The 18,110-nt window shown below is 70.4% G+C and carries 16 protein-coding genes; 8 read left to right on the forward strand and 8 right to left on the reverse strand.

Annotated features, from left to right (window positions below; translation table 11 throughout):
* Window positions 1–41 precede the first annotated feature (41 nt).
* Window positions 42–620 (forward strand): putative phosphothreonine lyase domain-containing protein, encoded by a 579-nt coding sequence (locus tag B4V06_RS17785; RefSeq protein WP_498170874.1) that lies wholly within the window; start codon window positions 42–44, stop codon window positions 618–620.
* Between the two features lie 26 nt (window positions 621–646).
* Here the strand turns inward: B4V06_RS17785 and B4V06_RS17790 are convergent, their stop codons facing one another.
* From B4V06_RS17790 to B4V06_RS17805, 4 genes are all read right to left on the reverse strand, one after another.
* On the reverse strand, window positions 647–1,156 hold the full coding sequence (locus B4V06_RS17790; protein WP_498170876.1) for a PhlB family protein: 510 nt from the start codon (window positions 1,154–1,156) through the stop codon (window positions 647–649).
* Window positions 1,153–2,313, reverse strand: a complete 1,161-nt coding sequence (locus tag B4V06_RS17795; RefSeq protein WP_498170878.1) for a thiolase family protein — start codon at window positions 2,311–2,313, stop codon at window positions 1,153–1,155. The genes B4V06_RS17790 and B4V06_RS17795 overlap by 4 nt, the downstream gene beginning before the upstream one ends.
* Window positions 2,314–2,388: 75 nt before the next feature.
* Window positions 2,389–4,749, reverse strand: a complete 2,361-nt coding sequence (mutL, locus tag B4V06_RS17800; RefSeq protein ID WP_498170880.1) for a DNA mismatch repair endonuclease MutL — start codon at window positions 4,747–4,749, stop codon at window positions 2,389–2,391.
* Between the two features lie 674 nt (window positions 4,750–5,423).
* Window positions 5,424–6,557, reverse strand: a complete 1,134-nt coding sequence (locus B4V06_RS17805; RefSeq protein WP_123114221.1) for an ABC transporter ATP-binding protein — start codon at window positions 6,555–6,557, stop codon at window positions 5,424–5,426.
* 276 nt (window positions 6,558–6,833) lie between these two features.
* On the opposite strand from B4V06_RS17805, the gene B4V06_RS17810 reads away from it, so the two are divergent.
* Genes B4V06_RS17810 through B4V06_RS17820 form a run of 3 tightly spaced genes read left to right on the forward strand, consistent with a single transcriptional unit; the run spans window position 6,834 to window position 10,198 of the window.
* A complete protein-coding gene (locus B4V06_RS17810; RefSeq protein WP_498170883.1) occupies window positions 6,834–8,123 on the forward strand; it encodes an extracellular solute-binding protein in 1,290 nt (429 codons plus the stop codon).
* Window positions 8,124–8,144: 21 nt separating this feature from the next.
* A complete protein-coding gene (locus B4V06_RS17815; protein ID WP_498170886.1) occupies window positions 8,145–9,140 on the forward strand; it encodes a carbohydrate ABC transporter permease in 996 nt (331 codons plus the stop codon).
* Window positions 9,137–10,198, forward strand: a complete 1,062-nt coding sequence (locus B4V06_RS17820) for a sugar ABC transporter permease (protein WP_123114218.1) — start codon at window positions 9,137–9,139, stop codon at window positions 10,196–10,198. Before B4V06_RS17815 ends, B4V06_RS17820 begins: the two co-directional genes overlap by 4 nt.
* Window positions 10,199–10,743: 545 nt before the next feature.
* On the opposite strand, the gene B4V06_RS17825 is transcribed toward B4V06_RS17820, so the two are convergent.
* On the reverse strand, window positions 10,744–11,775 hold the full coding sequence (locus B4V06_RS17825; RefSeq protein WP_498170888.1) for a glutathione S-transferase family protein: 1,032 nt from the start codon (window positions 11,773–11,775) through the stop codon (window positions 10,744–10,746).
* Window positions 11,776–11,883: 108 nt separating this feature from the next.
* Between B4V06_RS17825 and B4V06_RS17830 the strand changes: the two genes are divergently transcribed.
* Window positions 11,884–13,134: an NAD(P)/FAD-dependent oxidoreductase gene (locus tag B4V06_RS17830; RefSeq protein WP_498170889.1), complete on the forward strand. Its 1,251-nt coding sequence runs from the start codon at window positions 11,884–11,886 to the stop codon at window positions 13,132–13,134.
* 32 nt (window positions 13,135–13,166) lie between these two features.
* On the opposite strand, the gene B4V06_RS17835 is transcribed toward B4V06_RS17830, so the two are convergent.
* Window positions 13,167–13,595, reverse strand: coding sequence for an Hsp20/alpha crystallin family protein (locus B4V06_RS17835; RefSeq protein ID WP_123114215.1), 429 nt, complete (start codon window positions 13,593–13,595; stop codon window positions 13,167–13,169).
* A 3-nt stretch (window positions 13,596–13,598) separates the two neighbouring features.
* Window positions 13,599–13,754: a DUF7559 family protein gene (locus B4V06_RS17840; protein ID WP_176329335.1), complete on the reverse strand. Its 156-nt coding sequence runs from the start codon at window positions 13,752–13,754 to the stop codon at window positions 13,599–13,601.
* Between the two features lie 56 nt (window positions 13,755–13,810).
* Between B4V06_RS17840 and B4V06_RS17845 the strand changes: the two genes are divergently transcribed.
* Entirely contained in the window at window positions 13,811–14,788 is a 978-nt protein-coding gene (locus B4V06_RS17845) for a DUF429 domain-containing protein (RefSeq protein ID WP_498170891.1), read from the forward strand.
* 23 nt (window positions 14,789–14,811) lie between these two features.
* On the opposite strand, the gene B4V06_RS17850 is transcribed toward B4V06_RS17845, so the two are convergent.
* On the reverse strand, window positions 14,812–15,261 hold the full coding sequence (locus tag B4V06_RS17850) for a hypothetical protein (protein ID WP_123114213.1): 450 nt from the start codon (window positions 15,259–15,261) through the stop codon (window positions 14,812–14,814).
* Between the two features lie 92 nt (window positions 15,262–15,353).
* On the opposite strand from B4V06_RS17850, the gene B4V06_RS17855 reads away from it, so the two are divergent.
* Together B4V06_RS17855 and B4V06_RS17860 are read left to right on the forward strand one after the other, a co-directional pair.
* Complete coding sequence (locus B4V06_RS17855) at window positions 15,354–17,231, forward strand: radical SAM protein (RefSeq protein ID WP_123114212.1); 1,878 nt, start codon at window positions 15,354–15,356, stop codon at window positions 17,229–17,231.
* Window positions 17,232–17,235: 4 nt separating this feature from the next.
* Window positions 17,236–18,105 carry an MBL fold metallo-hydrolase gene (locus tag B4V06_RS17860; RefSeq protein WP_498170895.1) on the forward strand — a complete coding sequence of 290 codons (870 nt, stop codon included), beginning with the start codon at window positions 17,236–17,238 and terminating at the stop codon, window positions 18,103–18,105.
* Window positions 18,106–18,110: the final 5 nt, after the last annotated feature.

The raw sequence follows: 18,110 nt of genomic DNA on the forward strand, positions 1-18,110 counted from the left end.
GCGGCGGGAGCGTTTTCTCCCGGGAGGACGCAACGGGTGCCATGGTCACCGACCGCGCGCCGACCGAGATCGACGAGGCGGGGTGGCACTGGCTCCGGGTCAAACACGTGACCGGGTTCCCGCGGAACGCCCGCGACGGCTACTTCCCGAGCCACGGCGTGACGCGGCCGGCGGCGACGACGGAAGCGGATCTCCCGGCGGTCGACGAGGATCGGGACGGGGCGCTCCCGGTCGACACCGAGACCGTCGCCGACGCGGACCGGCTCGCCCTCGAAACGACCTACCTGAGCGGGAAGTGGCTGATCGAGCGCCCGCCGGAGGCGGTCGACGACGTCTGGGAGGCGGTCGTCGAGGACGTCGCGGCCGAGCGGTTCTGGGACGCGAAGGTCTCGACTCGCGCGGGCTGCGAGGCGTTCGGCGAGACGGAGCACGCCGTGCTCGTGTTCACGCCGAACTACTTCGATCGGGACGACGTCGACCGAGTCCGACGCCGGCTCAGGGAGGTCCACGGCGTGACCGAGGAGATCCGATACCGCCCCGACGTCTACACGCTCGACGGGGTCCATCAGAAGACGCTCGGCGGGCTCACCGACTCGGAGGCGTCTCGGTTCCGAGACTGAGAGTCCGTTTAAAAGCGGTCGCCGCGTTACTCGACCGGCCGGAACCGGAAGCCGTCCCACGCCTGGCTCTCCGGCTCGCGGATCCCCGCGCCGGGCTCCCTGAGGTCGTCGGCGTAGACGGGTTCGACGCGGTCGCCGATGTCGACGTCGACGTCGCCCGACTCGTCGACGCCCTCATCGCCGGCGTCGTCCGCATCGCCGGTGTCGTCCGCATCGCTGCGCGGCGCGACCTGCCCGAGCGCGCGGACGACCGGCCCGTCGTAGTCGTCGCCCATGTCGAACTCGACGATCGCGAGGGTATTCGGCTCGCGGACGCCCGGCGGCGTCGCCGTCGACGTCGTCCACGTGACGATCCGGGCCTCGTACTCGCGGAGGTCGACCGTGCCGACGCGCTCGGCGCCGTTCGGGCTCACGGTGTGCGGCGGGTACGTGACCGTTCCGTCGGCGTACTCGGCCGCCTCGAACGTCGGCTCGGCGCTGTCCCCCTCGTTGCGTCCGGTCGCGTCGTCGGTGTCGCTTATCTCGTGGTCGCTCATCGGCTTCCCTCCAAGATCGCGGTGGTCACGCAGTTCCCGAACCCGCCGACGTTGCAGGCGAGCCCCGTGTCGGCCTCGACCTGCCGCGGGCCGGCGTTCCCGGTGACCTGCTCGTATATCTCGTACACCTGTGCGACGCCGCTGGCGCCGAGCGGGTGGCCCTTCGATTTGAGCCCGCCGGAGGTGTTGATCGGGAGCTCCCCGTCGCGGTCGGTGACGCCCTCCTCGACGGCCTTCCACCCCTCGCCCTTCTCGAAGAAGCCGAGGTCCTCGCTCTGGAGGAACTCGAGGATGGTGAACATGTCGTGGAGCTCCGCCACGTCGATGTCGTCCGGACCGATCCCGGCCATCTCGTAGGCGATCTCCGAGGAGTCGACGACCCCGCCCATCGTCGTCGGGTCCGCGCGCTCGTGGACGACGTGCGTGTCGGTCGCGCCGCCGATCCCCGATATCACGGCGTACTCGTCCTCGGGGACGTACTCTTCGGCGACCGACTCCGGGCAGAACACCAGCGCCGCGGAGCCGTCCGTGATCGGACAGAAGTCGTACAGCCGGAGGGGGTCGGCGACGATCGGCGAGTCGAGCACCGTGTCGAGGTCGACCTCCTTCTGGAACTGGGCGTGGGGGTTGTCCACGCCGTTCCTGTGGTTCTTCACCGCGACCTTCCCCAGGCTCTCGCGCGGCGCGTCGTACTCGTCGAGGTAGAGCCGCGCCGTGAGCCCCGCGAAGGATGGGAGCGTGACGCCGTGCTTGTACTCGACCGGGTGCGTGAGCGACGCGATCACGTCGGTCGCCTCCGACGTCGTCCGGTGGGTCATCTTCTCGCCGCCGACGAGCATCGAGAGGTCGCTCGCGCCGGAGGCGACCGACTGCCACGCGGCGTACACGCCCGCGCCCCCGGAGGAGGAGGTCTGGTCGATCCGGGCGGTGTACGCCGGCGTGGCCGCCAGGTCGTGGGCGAGCGCGTTCGGGACGCCGGTCTGGCCCTCGAACTCGCCGCTGGCCATGTTCGAGACGTACAGGTGGTCGATGTCGTCGCCGTCGACGCCGGCGTCGTCGAGCGCGGCCGCGCCCGCCTCGGCCAGCAGCTCGCGCACCCAGGCGTCGCGCTGCCCGAACCGGGTCATCGACGCGCCGATGATCGCTACGCGTTCCATACCCGTGCGTCCACGGCGCCCGCCTAAAGCGTATCTCTCTGCGGTCGGCGGGACGGGGAGAGTCTCCTCGCCGACTCACTCCGCGCGCCGGCCCGCGTGACCGGGGTAGTCGCGCTCGAACCGCGACCCGATCTCGTCGCGGTCGAGCCGGATCACGACCGGGCGCCCGTGCGGGCAGGCGTACGGGTTCTCGCAGGCGTCGAGCCGGTCGAGCAGGTCGACGACCCGCCCCTCGGTCAGCGAGGTGTTCCCGGTCACGGAGGGGTAACACGCCAGGTCCGCGAGCAGCTCGTCGACGACGTCGGTCACCGGCTCGTCGCCCGCGGTGGCGTCGCCGACGAACGCCGAGAGGACGTCCCGGAGGAGCTCCGGGTCGAGCGCGGCGTCGAAGACGGCGGGAACCGAGCGGACGGCCACTTCGCGCTCGCTCGCGCGCTCGGCGCGGAACCCGATGTCGGCGAGGTCGTCGGCGAAGTCGTCGAACAGCGCCGCTTCGCGGGCGGTCAGCTCGACGCGGACCGGCTCCGCGAGCGCCTGCGCGTCGGCGCCGTCGGCGAAGGCGGCCCGCAGGCGCTCGTAGTTCACCCGCTCGTCGGCCGCGTGCTGGTCGATCAGCACGAGCCCGTCCGGGGCCTCCGCGACGACGTACGTCTCGTGGAGCTGCCCGAGCACCCGCAGCGGCGGGAGCGAGTCGTACGTTCGCTCCGCGGCCTCCGTCGTGTCGCCCGCGAGGGTCCGCTGGGCGGTCGCGGTCGAGCGCGGCGGGGATCCCGACGCTCGCCCCTCGTCCGACTCGGCGGCGACGTCGTCTGAGACTTGACCGGAGTCCGTGACCGGGCCGGAATCGGCGTCACGCGCGGAGTCGTCGGCGACGGCCTCGTCGGCGACGGCCTCGTCGGCGACGGCCTCGTCGGCGACGGCGGCTCTCGAGTCGTCGAACCGATCGAGTCCGTCCGCCCTCTCAGCGTCGGTCCCGGCCGCGGCCGCGCGTCCGTCGTCGTCTCCCTCACCACCCTCGGCCTCGTTCGGAGCCGACTGCCAGCTCCGCGGCGACGGGCGGTCCGCAGTCGCGGCGTCCGGGTCGGCCGGGGACGGATCCGGGTCGGCGTCGTCGTCCGATCCCACGTCGCCGACCGCCCACGCGTCCTCGTCGGTCGGGTCCAGTTCGGACGCGCCGGATTCGGCACTCCCGCCGGCCTCGTCGTCCCCGCCGACCTCATCGCCCCCGCCGACCTCATCGCCCCCGCCGACCTCATCGCCCCCGCCGGCCTCGTCGTCCCCGCCCTCGCGGTCGCGGAGCGCCGCGCGCTCGTGGTCGGTCCCGGAGCCGCCGACGGCCTCCGATCCCGGGTCCTCGGGGCTGATCGCCGTCTGGTCCGGGGCCGACTGCCCTCGCGGCGCGGTCGAGCGGATCAGCCCGTGGTCGAGCAGGGCCGACGCGACCGCCTCTTCGACGGCGTCGCGCACGGCCGGCTCCTCGTCGAAGCGGACCTCGAGCTTGCGCGGGTGGACGTTCACGTCGACGTCGCCGGGCGGGACCTCGACGAACAGCACGGCGAACGGGTAGCGGTCGGGGGCGAGCTGGCCGCCGTACGCGTCGAGGACGGCCTCGCGGAGCGCGCTCGCGGTGACGTACCGGTCGTTGACGTAGGTGGCGAGGTACTCGCGGGTCGAGCGCGTCGTCTCCGGGTGCGAGACGAGACCGGTGACGCGGCGGACGGGCGGGTCGGGTTCCGAACTGTCGGGTTCCCACTCCACGTCCACCATCGCCTCCGCGACCTCGCGGCCGTACACGGCCAGCACGGCCGACCGGAGGTCGCCGTTCCCCTCGGTCGCGAACGTCTCGCGGCCGTCGTGCTCCAGCGAGACGGCGACGTCGGGGTTCGCGAGCGCGTAGCCGGTGACGACCGTGTTGACCCGGTCGAACTCGGTGCTCGTCCGCTTGAGGAACTTCTTGCGCGCGGGAGTATTATAAAAGAGGTCCGCGACCTCGACGGTCGTCCCCTCGGGACAGCCCGCGGGTCGGACCTCGCCGACCTCGCCGCCCTCGACGGTGATCTCGGCGCCCGCCTCGGCACCCGGCGGGCGCGACCGGACGGTGAGCCGCGAGACCGCGCCGACGGTGTACAGCGCCTCGCCGCGGAAGCCGAGGGTGCCGACCCCGCGGTCGAGGTCCTCGATGTCGCCGATCTTCGAGGTGGCGTGCTCCGCGACGGCGGCCTCCAGCTGGTCGGCCGGAATCCCCACGCCGTCGTCGCGGACGCGGACTCCCTCGGTGCCGCCGGCCTCGACCGAGACGGCGACCCGGCTGGCGCCCGCGTCGAGGCTGTTCTCGATCAGCTCCTTGACGACGCTCGCCGGGCGCTCGACGACCTCGCCGGCCGCGATGCGCTGGACGGTGCGCTCGTCCAACCGCTCGATGTTCGGCGGCTCCATTACTACTCTCCGGTCGGACGAGCGCGCACTTGAAGCCGTTGTCGGCGACGGCGACGTGGGACGGGTGACATGTCGGACAGCGACGCTATTTATAAATGAACCGACGGTGCGGTGGCGCGCGCCCGTGAGCGGCCGAAAGGCCGCGAACGGCGCCGCGCGAGGGAGTCGGTCGTCCGGAGCAACGCGGAGGACGACCGACAGTGCGAGAGCGAAGCTCTCGCTTGCAACCGGACGTAGTCCGGTGACGAGGCTGGGGAGGGGTGAGGCTGCGGTTGCGGTGCGGTTCGGGGTGGGACTCAACGGGGCAGCCGGGAGGACGACGCACGGCGACGGGAGCAGCGGGGCGCTACGCGCCACGGGCAGCCGGCGGCAAAGCCGCCGGCGACCCCACAGCGAAGGAGCGGTAGCGACTGAGCGAGGAGCGTGGTTCGAGAGAGCAAAGCTCTCTCGTCATCACGAGACGCCGAAGGCGTCTCGAACGACACCGAGCCGCGCGAGTCCTCACGGCTGGGACTTTGGACGTGTTTCCGGTCACAGTGATCGCAACGATCGATCGTCGAGCGACTGGGGGGTTTGGCGGTGAACACCGACGGTCTGCGATCACTTATTTATAAACGAGCCGTCGGAGCTCCGGAAGCGCACACCGCCAACGCAACCGAGTATACGTAACCGTCTCAGGCGATCGCGGCGTCGATCTCCTCCTCGGTCAGGAAGACGTCCTCGCCCGTCTCGGCGTCGAACAGGTGGATCCGCTCCTCCTCGAAGACGACGCCGACCTCGTCGCCGGTCTCGGGCTTGACGTCCGCCGGCGCCCGCGCGAGGAAATCGTCGTTCACGGAGAGGTGGACGTAGTTGTCGGAGCCGATCGGCTCGACGACCTCGACGGTGGCCGTGAGCGTCTCCTCGCCGGTCGGGTCCTCGACGATCCCGATGTTCTCGGGGCGGATCCCGAGCGTGTACGGCCCGCTTTCGAGGTCGTGCCCCGCCACGTAGTCGCGGCTGAGCGCGAGCGCGAGCCCGGAGTCGTCGTCGCGGACCGTCGCCGCGGTGCCGTCGGTCTCCACGTCGACGTCGATGAAGTTCATCGAGGGGGAGCCGATGAAGCCGGCGACAAACTCGTTGACCGGGTTCTCGTACACCTCGGTCGGCGCGCCGACCTGCTGGAGCTCCCCGTCGTTTAAGATGGCGAGGCGGTCACCCATCGTCATCGCCTCCTCCTGGTCGTGGGTGACGTACATCGCCGTGACGCCGAACTCCTTCTGGAGCTTCTGGATCTCCGCGCGCATCTCGGTGCGGAGCTTCGCGTCGAGGTTCGAGAGCGGCTCGTCGAAGAGGAACACCTCTGGCTCGCGGGCGATGGCCCGGCCGAGCGCGACGCGTTGCTTCTGCCCGCCGGAGAGCTCGTCCGGCTTGTCGTCGAGCAGGTCCGCGATCCCCATCATTTCGGCCATCTCCGTCACGCGCTCGTGGCGCTCCGCTTTCGTCATGTCCGTGCTCATCTTGAGCCCGAACGCCATGTTCTCCATCACCGTCTTGTGGGGGTACAGCGCGTAGTTCTGGAACACCATCGCGACGGGACGGTCCGTCGCGTGGATCTCCGTGACGTCCTCGTCGTCGAAGCTGACGGTCCCCGACGTGGGCTCCTCGAGCCCCGCCACCATCCGCAGCGTGGTGGTCTTCCCGCAGCCCGACGGCCCGACAACGGTCACGAACTCGCCGTCCTCGATCTCCAAGTCGAGGTCGTCGACGGCGACGATGGTTCCCCGGTCGAACTCCTTCCGGAGCGTGTCGAGCGTTACTCTTGCCATTTACTGGCAAAGGGTGCTTCCCGCATATTAGTTCTTCGCTGTTTTCGCGATATGTGAGGAATAATCTCATCTTAAATGTGTCGGAGGACGAACTCCGACGTGAACCCGCGGGGTGTCCGTCCCGCGATCGCGAAGCGTTCGACGGTACCGACGCGAGTGCCGACGTGACGAGCTACCCAGATCAACGGGGCCGCCGCGAGGGAGGCGGACGCCGCCGCCCCGGTGATCCCAAAAACTAAATGTATGAATATGTAATTCATCGTTTGTTGTAGTCACATGAACGAGAAACGCAGAACGCTACTGAAGACGATGGGAGGAAGTACCGCGCTCGCGGCGCTCGCGGGCTGTATCAGCACGGGCGGCGACGGCGGGGATGGCGGCGACAGCGGTGACGGCGGTGACGGCGGGTCCAGCGACGGGTCCGACTCCTCGGGCGACGAGAATCAGGGAACCGCGACGCTGTGGACCGACCTGTCCGACGGCGAGGACGAGGCCATGTCCTCGTACGTCGACGAGTTCGAGTCGGAAACCGGATTCACGATCAACAAGGAGGCGCCCGGCGGCGAGCTCGACCAGCAGCTCGAGACGGCCATCCCGTCCGGGGAGGGCCCCGACTCGTGGATCTGGGCGCACGACTGGGTCGGTCGGTTCGCGGTCCGCGAGGAGCCGCCGTTCCTCTACGACGCGAGCGACGACATCGACTCGCTCGGCGCCTACACGGAGACCGCACAGCAGGCGGTCCAGTACGACGGCGCGGTCCACGGGCTCCCGTTCGCCTCCGAGACCGTCGCCCTGTTCTACAACGAAGATATGGTCGACGAGGCCCCGGAGACCCTCGAGGAGATGGTCTCTACCATGGAGGAGTTCCACGACCCCGAAAGCGGCGAGTACGGGCTCTCGTACCCCGTCGCCGACCCGTACTTCACCAGCGGGTTCATCCAGGCGTACGGCGGCGACATCTTCGACGAGGAGAACCTGGAGGTCACGCTCGATAGCGACGCCTGCAAGCGGGGGATGGACGCGCTCGAGACCGTCTCCGACTACGTCCCGGCCGACCCGGGCTACGAGTCGCAGATCGTCGCGTTCGCGGACGGCGCCGCCCCGTTCGCGATCAACGGCCCGTGGGAGCTCGCGAACCTCCAGAGCGAGATCGACAACCTCGGAGTCGCGCCGCTGCCGACGATCGACGGCAACAACCCGCGCACGTACTCCGGGATCCAGACGTTCTACTTCAGCGCCATGCTGAGCGACGCCGACCAGTCGACGGTCGACGCGACCACCGGGCTCGCCGAGTGGTACACCACGAACGAGGACGTCATCGAGACCAACGCGGCCGAGCAGGGGTACATCCCCGTGCTCAGCTCCGTGGTCGAGGACGGGGACCTCTCGGCGGAGGTCGAGGCGTTTGCCCGACAGGTCGACCACGGCGTCCCGATCCCGACCCATCCCGACATGAACAGCGTCTGGACGCCGCTGACCGAGGCGCTGACTCGCGTCTTCAACGGCAACCAGGAGAGTGGCCCCGCCCTCGATCAGGCCGCCTCCGAGATCCGGGAGAACCTGTAGGCGCTTCTCCACCCAGTTATTATGGCTTCCCCACACACCGGTACCGGCGCGAGCGGCCTAGCGCGGCTCCGAGCAGCGGTCCCGTTCTCTAACCGCGACTGGGGACTGCTGCTCGTTATCCCCGGCGTGGTCCTGTTCTCCAGCTTCATGCTGTACCCGATCGTCTACCTGTTCTACATCTCGCTGACCGACGCGACGTTCGCCGGGTCGGTGATCGGGGGCGGCGCCGAGCTGATCGGGCTGGAGAACTACGTGCAGCTGCTCGGCGACTCGCAGTTCTGGACGTCGATGTCGACGACGTGGCTGTTCGTCGCCGTCTCGCTCGTGATCAAGGTGTTCGTCGCCGTCGGCATCGCGCTCCTGTTGAACCACGCCCGCGTCGTCGGCAAGCGCTACATGCGCGCGGCGGTGATCGTGCCGCTCGGGTTCCCCGGGATCTTCACGATCACCGTCTGGCGCGGGATGTTCAGCGACGCCCGGTTCGGCGTGTTCAACACGCTCCTCGGACGGTACAACGGCGTCATGTCGTCGCTGCCGGCGCCAGAGTTCCTCCTTTTCGACGTCCCGATCGGCTTCCTCAGCGGCCGCTGGGAGGCGTTCTTCGCGTACGTCACCACGGAGGTGTGGCTGGCGTACCCGTTCATGGTGATCATCATCGTGAGCGCGCTCCAGGACGTCCCGCGCGAGCTCCACGAGGCGGCGATGGTCGACGGGGCGGGACCCCTTCAGCGGTTCCGCACCGTGACGCTGCCCGCGATCAAGCGGCCGGTGCTGTTCGCGTCGATCCTCACCGGCGCGACCTCGTTCCAGCAGTTCCTGATCCCGTGGGTGTTCAACCAGGGGGGCCCGGCGCGGCAGAACGAGCTGATCATCGTGTACGGCTACCGCGAGGCGATCAGCTTCAACGAGTTCGGGCTCTCGGCCGCCATCCTCATCGTCGCGATCGCTGTCATCGGCCTCTTCATGTACGCCGCCGTGCGCTACGGCGGCCTCGCCGAGGGGGTGGGTGACGAATGAGCGCCCTCGGAGCCGTCCTGGCGCTGATCCGCGCGAAGCTCGTCGGACTCGCGACCGCGCCGAAGCGGTTCGCCGTGACGATCCAGCGGGCGATCTACGACCTGCGGACCGGCAAGCGCACGCCATGGGACGTCGCCAAGAGCGTGCTGATGACGGCGTTCGGCCTGTCGATGGTGCTGATCCTGTTGTTCCCGCTGTTCTGGATCTTCACCGCGTCGCTCGCGGAGGGGACCCGGCTGTTCAACACGAGCGGCATCTTCCCCGACCCGACGACGTACAACCTCGACGCCTACCGGTGGGTGTTCTTCGAGTCCAACTTCTTCTTCGTCGACGGCGACTGGGGGTACCCCCAGCTCGTCCTCGGCGGGAGCGGGGGACTGGTGAGTTTCCGGTGGGCCGGAACCGAGACCGGGCCGGGCGCGGTGTTCAACAGCCTCTATCTCGTGAGCGTGACGATCGTCGCCGGCTTCGGGATGATCGTGCCGGCGGCGTACGCGTTCTCGCGGCGGAGCTTCGTCGGCCGCAAGCGGATCCTCTACGGCTACGTGCTGTTCACGCAGATCGGCGCCGGCCTCTCGATCGCGACGCTCGTGGCGCTGTACTCGCTGTTCAGCTCGTACGGGCTGACGAACAACCTGTTCATCCTCGGGCTGTTCTACGCGGCCGGCGCGATCCCCTTCAACACCTGGCTGCTGAAGACGTACATGGACAACATCCCCGTCTCCTACGAGGAGGCGGCGATGGTCGACGGCGCGAGCTTCCTGGACACGATCCGGGAGGTGATCCTCCCGCTGACGAAGCCGGGGCTCGCCGTCGTGCTCATCTTCGTCTGGCTCGCCGGGTGGAACGAGTTCATCATCGCGCAGACGCTGCTCTCGCCGGAGAACTACCCGCTCTCGGTGGAGCTGTACAACCTCGCGACCGAGGGGCGGTTCTCGACGCCGTGGACGCGGTTCGCGGCGTTCGCGAACCTGTTCGCGCTCCCCGTCGCGATCGTCTACTTCGCGGCGCAGCGCTCCGTCGAGGACGGCCTCTCGTTCGGCGGGATGGAGGGATAAGTCGGAGTTCGGTCCGTCGTATTCCGTACTGCGATTTTCTCGTTCCGCGGTTTCTTTTTTTTTAAGCGTTTCTCGTTTCGCGCGTTCTCCGAAATTGGTGGCCGACGACAGCTTTGCAACGAACACCTCCAAAGCCCAAGCCGCGAGGACTCGCGCGACTCGCTGTCGTTCGAGACGCCTTCGGCGTCTCGTGATGACGAGAGAGCTTTGCTCTCTCGAACCACGCTCCTCGCTCAGTCGCTACCGCTCCTTCGCTGTGGGGTCGTCGGCGGCGAAGCCGTCGGCTGCCCGTGGCGCGTAGCGCCACGCTGCTTCCGTCGTCGTGCGTCGTCCTCGCGACTGCCCCGTTGAGTCCCACCCAACCGCACAGCGACCGCACCTCACCCCTCCCCAGCCTCGCCGCTCGCTCGGGGGCTCCCCCAGGTCGCCCCCGTCGCTCGCGGCGTCCCTCGCGCGTGCGACTCGCGGCCTGTCGCCGCGCTCGTCGGCACGCGCCGCCGCAGTCGGTTTATAAATAGTGCCCGTCAGACGCGGTCGTTCGACTCTCAGTCGTCCGCCGTCGGCGTCGGCGCCTCGCCGCCGAGCCGGGCGCGGTCGTGGTCCGCCTCGAAGTCGAGGTCGGGGCCACGCGCGATGATCCCGGAGGGCGTCACGTCCGGGTGGGTCGTGTAGTAGTGCTCCTTGATGTGGCTCATGTTCACCGTCTCGGCGACGCCCGCGGTCTGGTAGAGGTCGCGGAGGTACGGCCAGAGGTGCTCGTACTGGTGGATGAACTTCCGGTTGCACATGAAGTGGGTGTGGTACACCTGGTCGAACCGCACCAGCGTGGTGAACATGCAGATGTCGGCCTCGGTGAGCGAGTCGCCGACGAGATAGCGCCGGTCCGCGAGGTGGTCGTTCCAGTGGTCGAGCGCGCCGAACAGGTCGTCGATCGCCTCGTCGTAGGCGCCTTGGGACTTCGCGAAGCCGGCGCGGTAGACGCCGTTGTTGACCGGTTCGTAGATCTCGGAGATGACCTCGTCGACGTCCGCGACGGTCGCCTCGTCGTCGGCGTCGGGCAGCAGCGAGACGTCGTTGCCGAGGTCGTCGAACGCGGTCGAGAGGGTGCGGAGGATCTCGCGGGACTCGTTGTTGACGATCGTCTCCTCGTGGGTGTCCCACAGCACGGGGACCGTCACGCGACAGGTGGCGTCGGGGTCGGCCTCGACGTACAGCTCGCGGAGGAAGTCGCTGTCGTGCAGGTGGTCGGGCGTACACCCCTCCTTCTCGGGGGTGAACTGCCAGCCGTCCTCGGCGCGGTACGGGTCCACGACCGAGACGCCGATGGCGTCCTCCAAGCCGAGCAGCGACCGCGCGAGCAGGGTGCGATGCGCCCACGGACAGGCGTAGGAGACGTACAGATGGTACCGCCCCGCCTCGGGCTGGAACCGGTCGTCCGGTTCGGCGTCGACGTGCTCCGGGACGTCGCTGCCGGCGATCCAGTTCCGGAAGGTCGTCTCGCCGCGCTGGAACGAGCCGTCCTCGTCCGTCGCCTCGTACGTGTCCGTCCGCCACTCGCCGTCGACGAGCTGATTCATACTCGATCAAGGGGCTCGACGCCCATAACGTGGGCGGGGACGCGCATGTCACCCGGCCGCTGTCCGGGCGGCGCCACCGTTAACCCCCTTCTCGTGGGAGGCGATCCCATGACCCGATCCGCACGGACCGACACGCAGGACCCGCCCGCCGTCGCGGTCGTCGGCGGCGGCGCGGTCGGCGTCACGGCGGCCGCCGACCTCGCGGCCCGCGGCGCCGACGTGACCCTCTACGAGCGCGGCGAACTCGGCGCCGGGAGCTCCGGCCGCGCCGCCGGCGTGCTGTACGACGCGTACGCCGAGGACGTCGACGCCGCGCTCGCGGCCCGGGCGATGGAGCGGTTCCGCGCCTTCGACCGCTCGCTGCCCGGCTTCGCGTTCGCGCCGTGTCCCTACGTGATCGCGGTCCGCGAGGGCGACGCGGACGCCGACGCCGTCCCCGAGATGGTCGAACGGATGCGCTCGCACGGCCGCGACGTCTCCGTGATCGACCCTGCGGCGCTCGCCGAGCGGTTCCCGATCGCGACCGACGACCTCGCGGTCGCCGCGGTCGCCGAGGGCGCGGGCTGGTGCGACCCCGCGAGCTACGTCGCGGCGATGGGCCGGCGGGCGCGCCGCGAGGGAGTCGCCGTCGAGACCGAGACGCCCGTCTCGCTGTCCGGCGACCGACCGGAGCTGCGCGTCGGCGGGACGCGGGGCGACGCCACCCGCGAGTTCGACGCGGTCGTCGTCGCCGCCGGCGCGCGCACCGCCGACGTCCTCGCAGACGTCGGGATCGCGGTCCCGGTCGTCCCCTACCGCGTGCAGGCGCTGACGTGCGCGGTCGCCTACGACGGCCCGATGGCCTACGACGCGACCGCCGGCGTCTACCTCCGGCCGCACCCGACCGGGCTGCTGGCCGGCGACGGAACCGAGCCGGTCGCGGCCGACCCGGACGAGTACGACCGCGAGGGCGACGACTGGTTCGTCGACGCCGTCACCGAGACGCTCCGCGAGCGCGTCGGCGCGGCGCGCGACGGGGACGCAGATGTCGAGCGGGCGTGGGCCGGGCTCTGCACGGCGACGCCCGACGGCGACCCGCTCGTCGGGCCCGTCGGCGAATTGGCGGAGGCCGCACGCGGGGCCGACGACGGCGACGCGGAGCGCCTGTTCGTCGCCGCCGGCTGGCAGGGCCACGGCTTCATGCGCGCGCCGGCGGTCGGGGAACTCGTCGCCGAGGGCGTGCTGGCGTCGCTCGACGGGACCGATGCCGACGCTCCCGAGCCGCCGTGGATCGAGCCCTTCGATCCGGACCGGTTCGACGGGACCGAGTCGTTCGAGATCTCGGAGGGGATGTCGGTCGAATCGCGGGCCGGGGAGTGAGAGAAGCGAGGCCGCGTCGGAGGTCGCCGAGCTCAGCGCTCGTCGGCGTCGTCTTCCTCGACGACCGCGACGTCGCGCGCGTCGTCGTTCTTCGGGATCTCCACCTGAAGCGTCCCGTTGCGAGTCAGCGTCGCGTTCGCGCCCTCCGGCGTGACGCTCGCGTCGCGCGGGAGGTCGGCGCTCCCGGAGAGCGAGACGCCGCGCCCGGGGAACACCATCTCGTAGCCGTCGTAGAAGTCGCGGAACCGGTCGAGCTCGACCTCGACGGTGTGATCGAGGAACGTCACGTTCAGGTCCTCGCCGCGGACGCCGGGGGCGTCGAAGACGACGAGGTACGCGTCGTCGCTCTCGAGGAGGTCGTGCGAGAGCGAGCGGCGCTCCTGCATCTTGCTCCATCCGCGACCGACGCGTTCGAGGACGCGGCGGGCGGCCGACCGGCCCGCCTCGACGAATCCGCTCACGGGTTACACCTCGATCTCGGCGAGCTCGCTCCCGCCGCAGTACGGACACGTGAGGTCCCCGACGGCGTGATCGTCGGGCACGTCGTACGTGTAGTGGTTCTCGAACATGTCGAGCTCGCAGTCGTCGCTCTCACATTTGACCTCCATCGTCGATGGCATATACATCACCGTTGTGTCGGCGAGGGCTTAAACGGCGTGGCGGCGGCCGTCCGTGTATGGACGGCATCGGCGACGGAGACGGTCGCGTCCGGGCGGGCGACGACCCGGTCCGCGTCCACGGCGTCGACTTCAGCGCGGCGGCGAACGACGCGGGACGGAAGACGTGGATCGCGAGCGGGAGTGTAGACCCGAAGGGCGGCGAGCTGCTCGTCACCGATCTCCGCCCGCTCGCCGAGCTCGCCGGCTTCGACGACGGCGGCGGCCGCCGAACGGTCGGCCGCGAGGACGCCCTCCCGGCGCTCGCGGCGTGGATCCGCGCTCTCGACGAGGGCGCGGTGGTCGGCCTCGACTTCCCGTTCGGGCTCCCCGGGTTCATCGTCGAGGAGAGCGGCTCCGACTCGTGGCGGTCGTTTATAAGCGGGTTCCCGGAGTCGATCGGCGTCGACGGGGGCGGCGGAGGCGACGCCGACGAACGGAGCGACCCGGTCCGCGCGTTCGCCGAGCGCTGCGTCGGACTGACCGAGCGCCGCGGCGAGGGGACGTACGACAAGCGGGAGACGGACGCCGCCGTCGGCGCGCGATCGCCGTACGGGTTCATCGCCGACACAATCGCCTTTCACGGCATGCGCGACGTGCTCGCTCCGCTCGTCGATCGCGTCCGGGTCGCGCCGATGGACCGGACGGAAGGGGGGTGGCTGCCCGCGACGCCGTCGGGGCCGACGGTCGTCGAGACCTACCCGGCCGCGGTGTTGGACCGACTCGGGCTCTACCGGACGAACTACAAGGGCGGTGGCGAGTCGGAGGCGACGCGCCGCCGCCGGAACGCCGAGGGGCTGGTCGAGGAGAGCGCTGTCGCGTATAAATCGGAAGACGAACTGATGGACGCAATAGTCGCGAACGCGGGCGGCGACGCCCTCGACGCCGTCGCCGCCTGCGTCGGGGCGTTCGCGGCGTGGCGAGGGGACTACGAGACCGACACCGCCGGGTTCGACAACCCCGGCGCGGTCGCGCTCGAGGGATTCATCTACGTCTGAGAGATGCCGGCGGCCGTCAGAATTCACAAACCCGTTCCGCGGAGCCGCTCCGGAACGACCGCGCGCTCGGCGACGGAGACGACCGCGGTGCCGAACGCGACGCCGGCGAGGAAGCCGGGACCGTACGGGAGATACGGGACCTCGAACGCGAGCACGGCTCCCAGCCCGACGGAGATAGCCAGGATCGCGGCGCCGAAGGCGACGTACGTGAGCGTCTCGTAGCGATCCGGCGAGAGTCGGTCGCGGGCGAGCCACGCGACCGGCCCGATGGCGACCGCGGTCGCCGCGGCCCAGCCGACGGCGAGCCCCCACGGCCGGGGGTCGGCGCCGAAGAACTGCACCGCGGCGAGCCCGCAGAACGCGGCGAACGAGACGTAGTTTCCGGCTCGCTGCCAGCGAGAGGACTCGTCGGCGGCCGGGGGTGAACCGTCGCCCGAGCGCGTTTCACCGGTCGGGGGCGTCTCGGAGGGCACAGTCGGCGCTTCCGCGCGTCCCGGCATAAGCGATCCGGCGTCCCCCGGCGTTCCGCACGCTTTTCCCGTCTCGGCCGACTACGGACGGTAACATGACCGATTCGCCCGCGTCGGGCCGGGGATCGCTCCCGCCCGACCCGAACGACCTCTCCGTCACGATCGTCGACGGCTACGTCGACGAGCCCGCGCACTTCGGCGTCCCCCCGTACATCTCGACGTACCCGCGGTACACCGCCGGCGCGCTCGTCGACGCGGGCGTCCCCGAGTCGCGGATCACCTACCACACCATCGACGAGCTGCGCGACGACCGGAGCAAGCGGGCCGACGTCGCCGACGCCGACCTCATGGTGTACGTCGGCGGGATGACAGTGCCCGGCAAGTACGTGGGCGGGACCCCCGCCGAGCCCGACGAGGTCCGCGAACTGGGCTGGACCGCGGACGGCGTCACCCTGCTCGGCGGCCCCGTGCGGTTCGGCGTCGGCGAGGAGAACGCGGGCGCGACGGAGACCGAGCGCGACGACCTCGACTACGACTTCGTCGCCATGGGCGACGTGGAGGCGGCCGCGTATGATCTCGTCAGCGAGGGGTTAGAGGGGTTCGGCAACCGGATGCGCGACAACGCCGAGATCGACCAGTGGGCCGAGAAGGGGTCGTTCGTCGTCGAGCAACACCCAAACCACCCGGACTACCTCATCTGCGAGATGGAGACCTCCCGCGGCTGCGCCTACCGCTGCTCGTTCTGCACGGAGCCGCTGTACGGCGACCCGGCGTTCCGGGAGGCGCGCTCCGTCGTCGACGAGGTCGACGCGCTCTCGGACCGGGGAGTCAGGCACTTCCGGCTCGGGAGGCAGGCCGACATCCTCGCGTTCGGCGGCGACGGCGAGGCACCGAACCCGGACGCGCTTCGGGAGCTGTACGCCGGGATCCGCGAGGTTGCGCCCGACCTCCGGACGCTCCACCTCGACAACATGAACCCGGTGACGATCACCGACTACCCCGAGGCCTCCCGCGAGGCGATCCGCGTCATCGCCGCGCACAACACGCCCGGCGACACCGCCGCGTTCGGGCTCGAATCGGCCGATCCGGTCGTGCAGGAGCAGAACAACCTGCTCGTCACCGCCGAGGAGTGTTTAGAGGCCGTCCGCGTCGTCAACGAGGAGGGCGGCTGGCGACCCGGCGACACGCCGGAGACGACGCCCGGCCCCGACGACCGAGTGACCGGCCCCTCGACCGGGCCCGACGCCTCGCCGCGGCTCCCGAAGCTCCTCCCGGGAATCAACCTCGTCCACGGGCTCGCGGGCGAGCGCCCCGAGACGTACGAGCACAACAAGGAGTTCCTCCAGACGGTGTACGACGAGGGCCTGATGCTCCGCCGGATCAACATCCGGCAGGTGATGGCGTTCGCCGGCACTGAGATGGCCGAGACGGGCGCCGACATCGCCCAGGAGCACAAAGACCAGTTCCAGGCGTACAAGCGCGAGGTGCGCGAGACGGTCGACAACCCGATGCTCGACCGGGTCGTCCCGCCCGGGACGGTCCTCCCCGACGTCCACCTAGAGTACCACCAGGACGGGAAGACGTTCGGCCGGCAGCTCGGCACCTACGCGCTCCTCGTCGCCGTGCCCGGCGAGCGCGAGCTCGGCACCGCCATCGACGTGGCGATCACGGACCACGGCTACCGCTCCGTGACGGGCGTTCCCTACCCCCTCGACGTCAACGCGGCGTCGATGGACGAGCTGACCGCGATCCCGGGAATCAACCGGAGCAAGGCCGGCGATATCGTCGTCGGGCGCCCGTACGGCTCGGTCGAGGCGGTCGACGCCGGCGTCGCCGACCTCTCGCGGTTCGCCGTCGCCGACGACGTCGACGTGCCGATCCCGGGCCGCGAGCGCGCCGGGTCCGGCCCCGGCCCGGCCGCGCGCTCCCTGCTCGACCGGCGCGAGGGCTCCTCGGCGGGCCGCGGGGACTGAGGCGGTGGCGGCGTCGGACCCGAGGCCGCCCGTCGCCCGCGTCCCGGTCGCGGTCGACACCCGGGCCCCCGGCGGGACGACGAACGCCTACGTCGCCGGCGGCCTCCTCGTCGACCCCGCGGCTCGCACGGACGCGCTCGACGCCGCTGTCGGGCTCGACGGGGAGGATAACCTCGACGGCAGGAGCGGCACCGCCGTCGACGCAATCGCGGTCACGCACACGCATCCCGACCACGTCGGCGCGGTCGCCGAGTACGCCGACCTGACCGGCGCGCCCGTGTTCGCGCACGCCGACCACACCGACCGGTTCGCGGACGCGACCGGCGTCGAGCCCGACGGCACGTTCGCTGACGGGGAGACCGTTGGCGACACCGCCGTCCGGGCGGTCGACACGCCCGGCCACGCGCCGGACCACGTCGCCTTCGCGGTGGCGGAGGGGAACGGGGAGGGGGAAGCGGACGAGGGAGCCGCCGCCCGTGCGCTTCTCTGCGGCGACCTCGCCGTCGCCGAGGGGAGCGTCGTGGTGGGCGCGCCCGAGGGCGATCTCCGCGAGTACCTCGACAGCCTCGGACGCGTCCGCGACGCCGGCTACGACCGGCTCTACCCGGGACATGGCCCCGCGATCGACGATCCGACGGCGGTCTGCGACCGGCTGATCGACCACCGGCTGGACCGCGAGCGGGCGGTCATCGCGGCGGTCGAGGCCGGTGCGAGCGACGTCGACGCGGTCGTCGGAAGCGCCTACGAGAAGGACCTGACCGGCGTCGCGGACCTCGCGCGGGCGACGGTCGTCGCGCACCTAGAGAAGCTCCTCGAAGAGGGGCGGCTCGGCGAGGAGTGGTCGGATCGGCTCGCCCGCGAGCGAGACATTTGAAAATA

This window comes from Halorubrum sp. B53 (assembly GCF_059752395.1).

What these genes read in the sequence shown, in the direction of transcription:
- B4V06_RS17810 (WP_498170883.1), top strand. Translation starts at nt 6,834, where the DNA reads ATGAACGAGAAACGCAGAACGCTACTGAAGACGATGGGAGGAAGTACC.
- B4V06_RS17820 (WP_123114218.1), top strand. Translation starts at nt 9,137, where the DNA reads ATGAGCGCCCTCGGAGCCGTCCTGGCGCTGATCCGCGCGAAGCTCGTC.
- B4V06_RS17790 (WP_498170876.1), bottom strand. Translation starts at nt 1,156, where the DNA reads ATGAGCGACCACGAGATAAGCGACACCGACGACGCGACCGGACGCAAC.
- B4V06_RS17795 (WP_498170878.1), bottom strand. Translation starts at nt 2,313, where the DNA reads ATGGAACGCGTAGCGATCATCGGCGCGTCGATGACCCGGTTCGGGCAG.
- B4V06_RS17830 (WP_498170889.1), top strand. Translation starts at nt 11,884, where the DNA reads ATGACCCGATCCGCACGGACCGACACGCAGGACCCGCCCGCCGTCGCG.
- B4V06_RS17805 (WP_123114221.1), bottom strand. Translation starts at nt 6,557, where the DNA reads ATGGCAAGAGTAACGCTCGACACGCTCCGGAAGGAGTTCGACCGGGGA.
- B4V06_RS17815 (WP_498170886.1), top strand. Translation starts at nt 8,145, where the DNA reads ATGGCTTCCCCACACACCGGTACCGGCGCGAGCGGCCTAGCGCGGCTC.
- B4V06_RS17855 (WP_123114212.1), top strand. Translation starts at nt 15,354, where the DNA reads ATGACCGATTCGCCCGCGTCGGGCCGGGGATCGCTCCCGCCCGACCCG.
- B4V06_RS17845 (WP_498170891.1), top strand. Translation starts at nt 13,811, where the DNA reads ATGGACGGCATCGGCGACGGAGACGGTCGCGTCCGGGCGGGCGACGAC.
- B4V06_RS17840 (WP_176329335.1), bottom strand. Translation starts at nt 13,754, where the DNA reads ATGCCATCGACGATGGAGGTCAAATGTGAGAGCGACGACTGCGAGCTC.
- B4V06_RS17785 (WP_498170874.1), top strand. Translation starts at nt 42, where the DNA reads ATGGTCACCGACCGCGCGCCGACCGAGATCGACGAGGCGGGGTGGCAC.
- mutL (WP_498170880.1), bottom strand. Translation starts at nt 4,749, where the DNA reads ATGGAGCCGCCGAACATCGAGCGGTTGGACGAGCGCACCGTCCAGCGC.
- B4V06_RS17825 (WP_498170888.1), bottom strand. Translation starts at nt 11,775, where the DNA reads ATGAATCAGCTCGTCGACGGCGAGTGGCGGACGGACACGTACGAGGCG.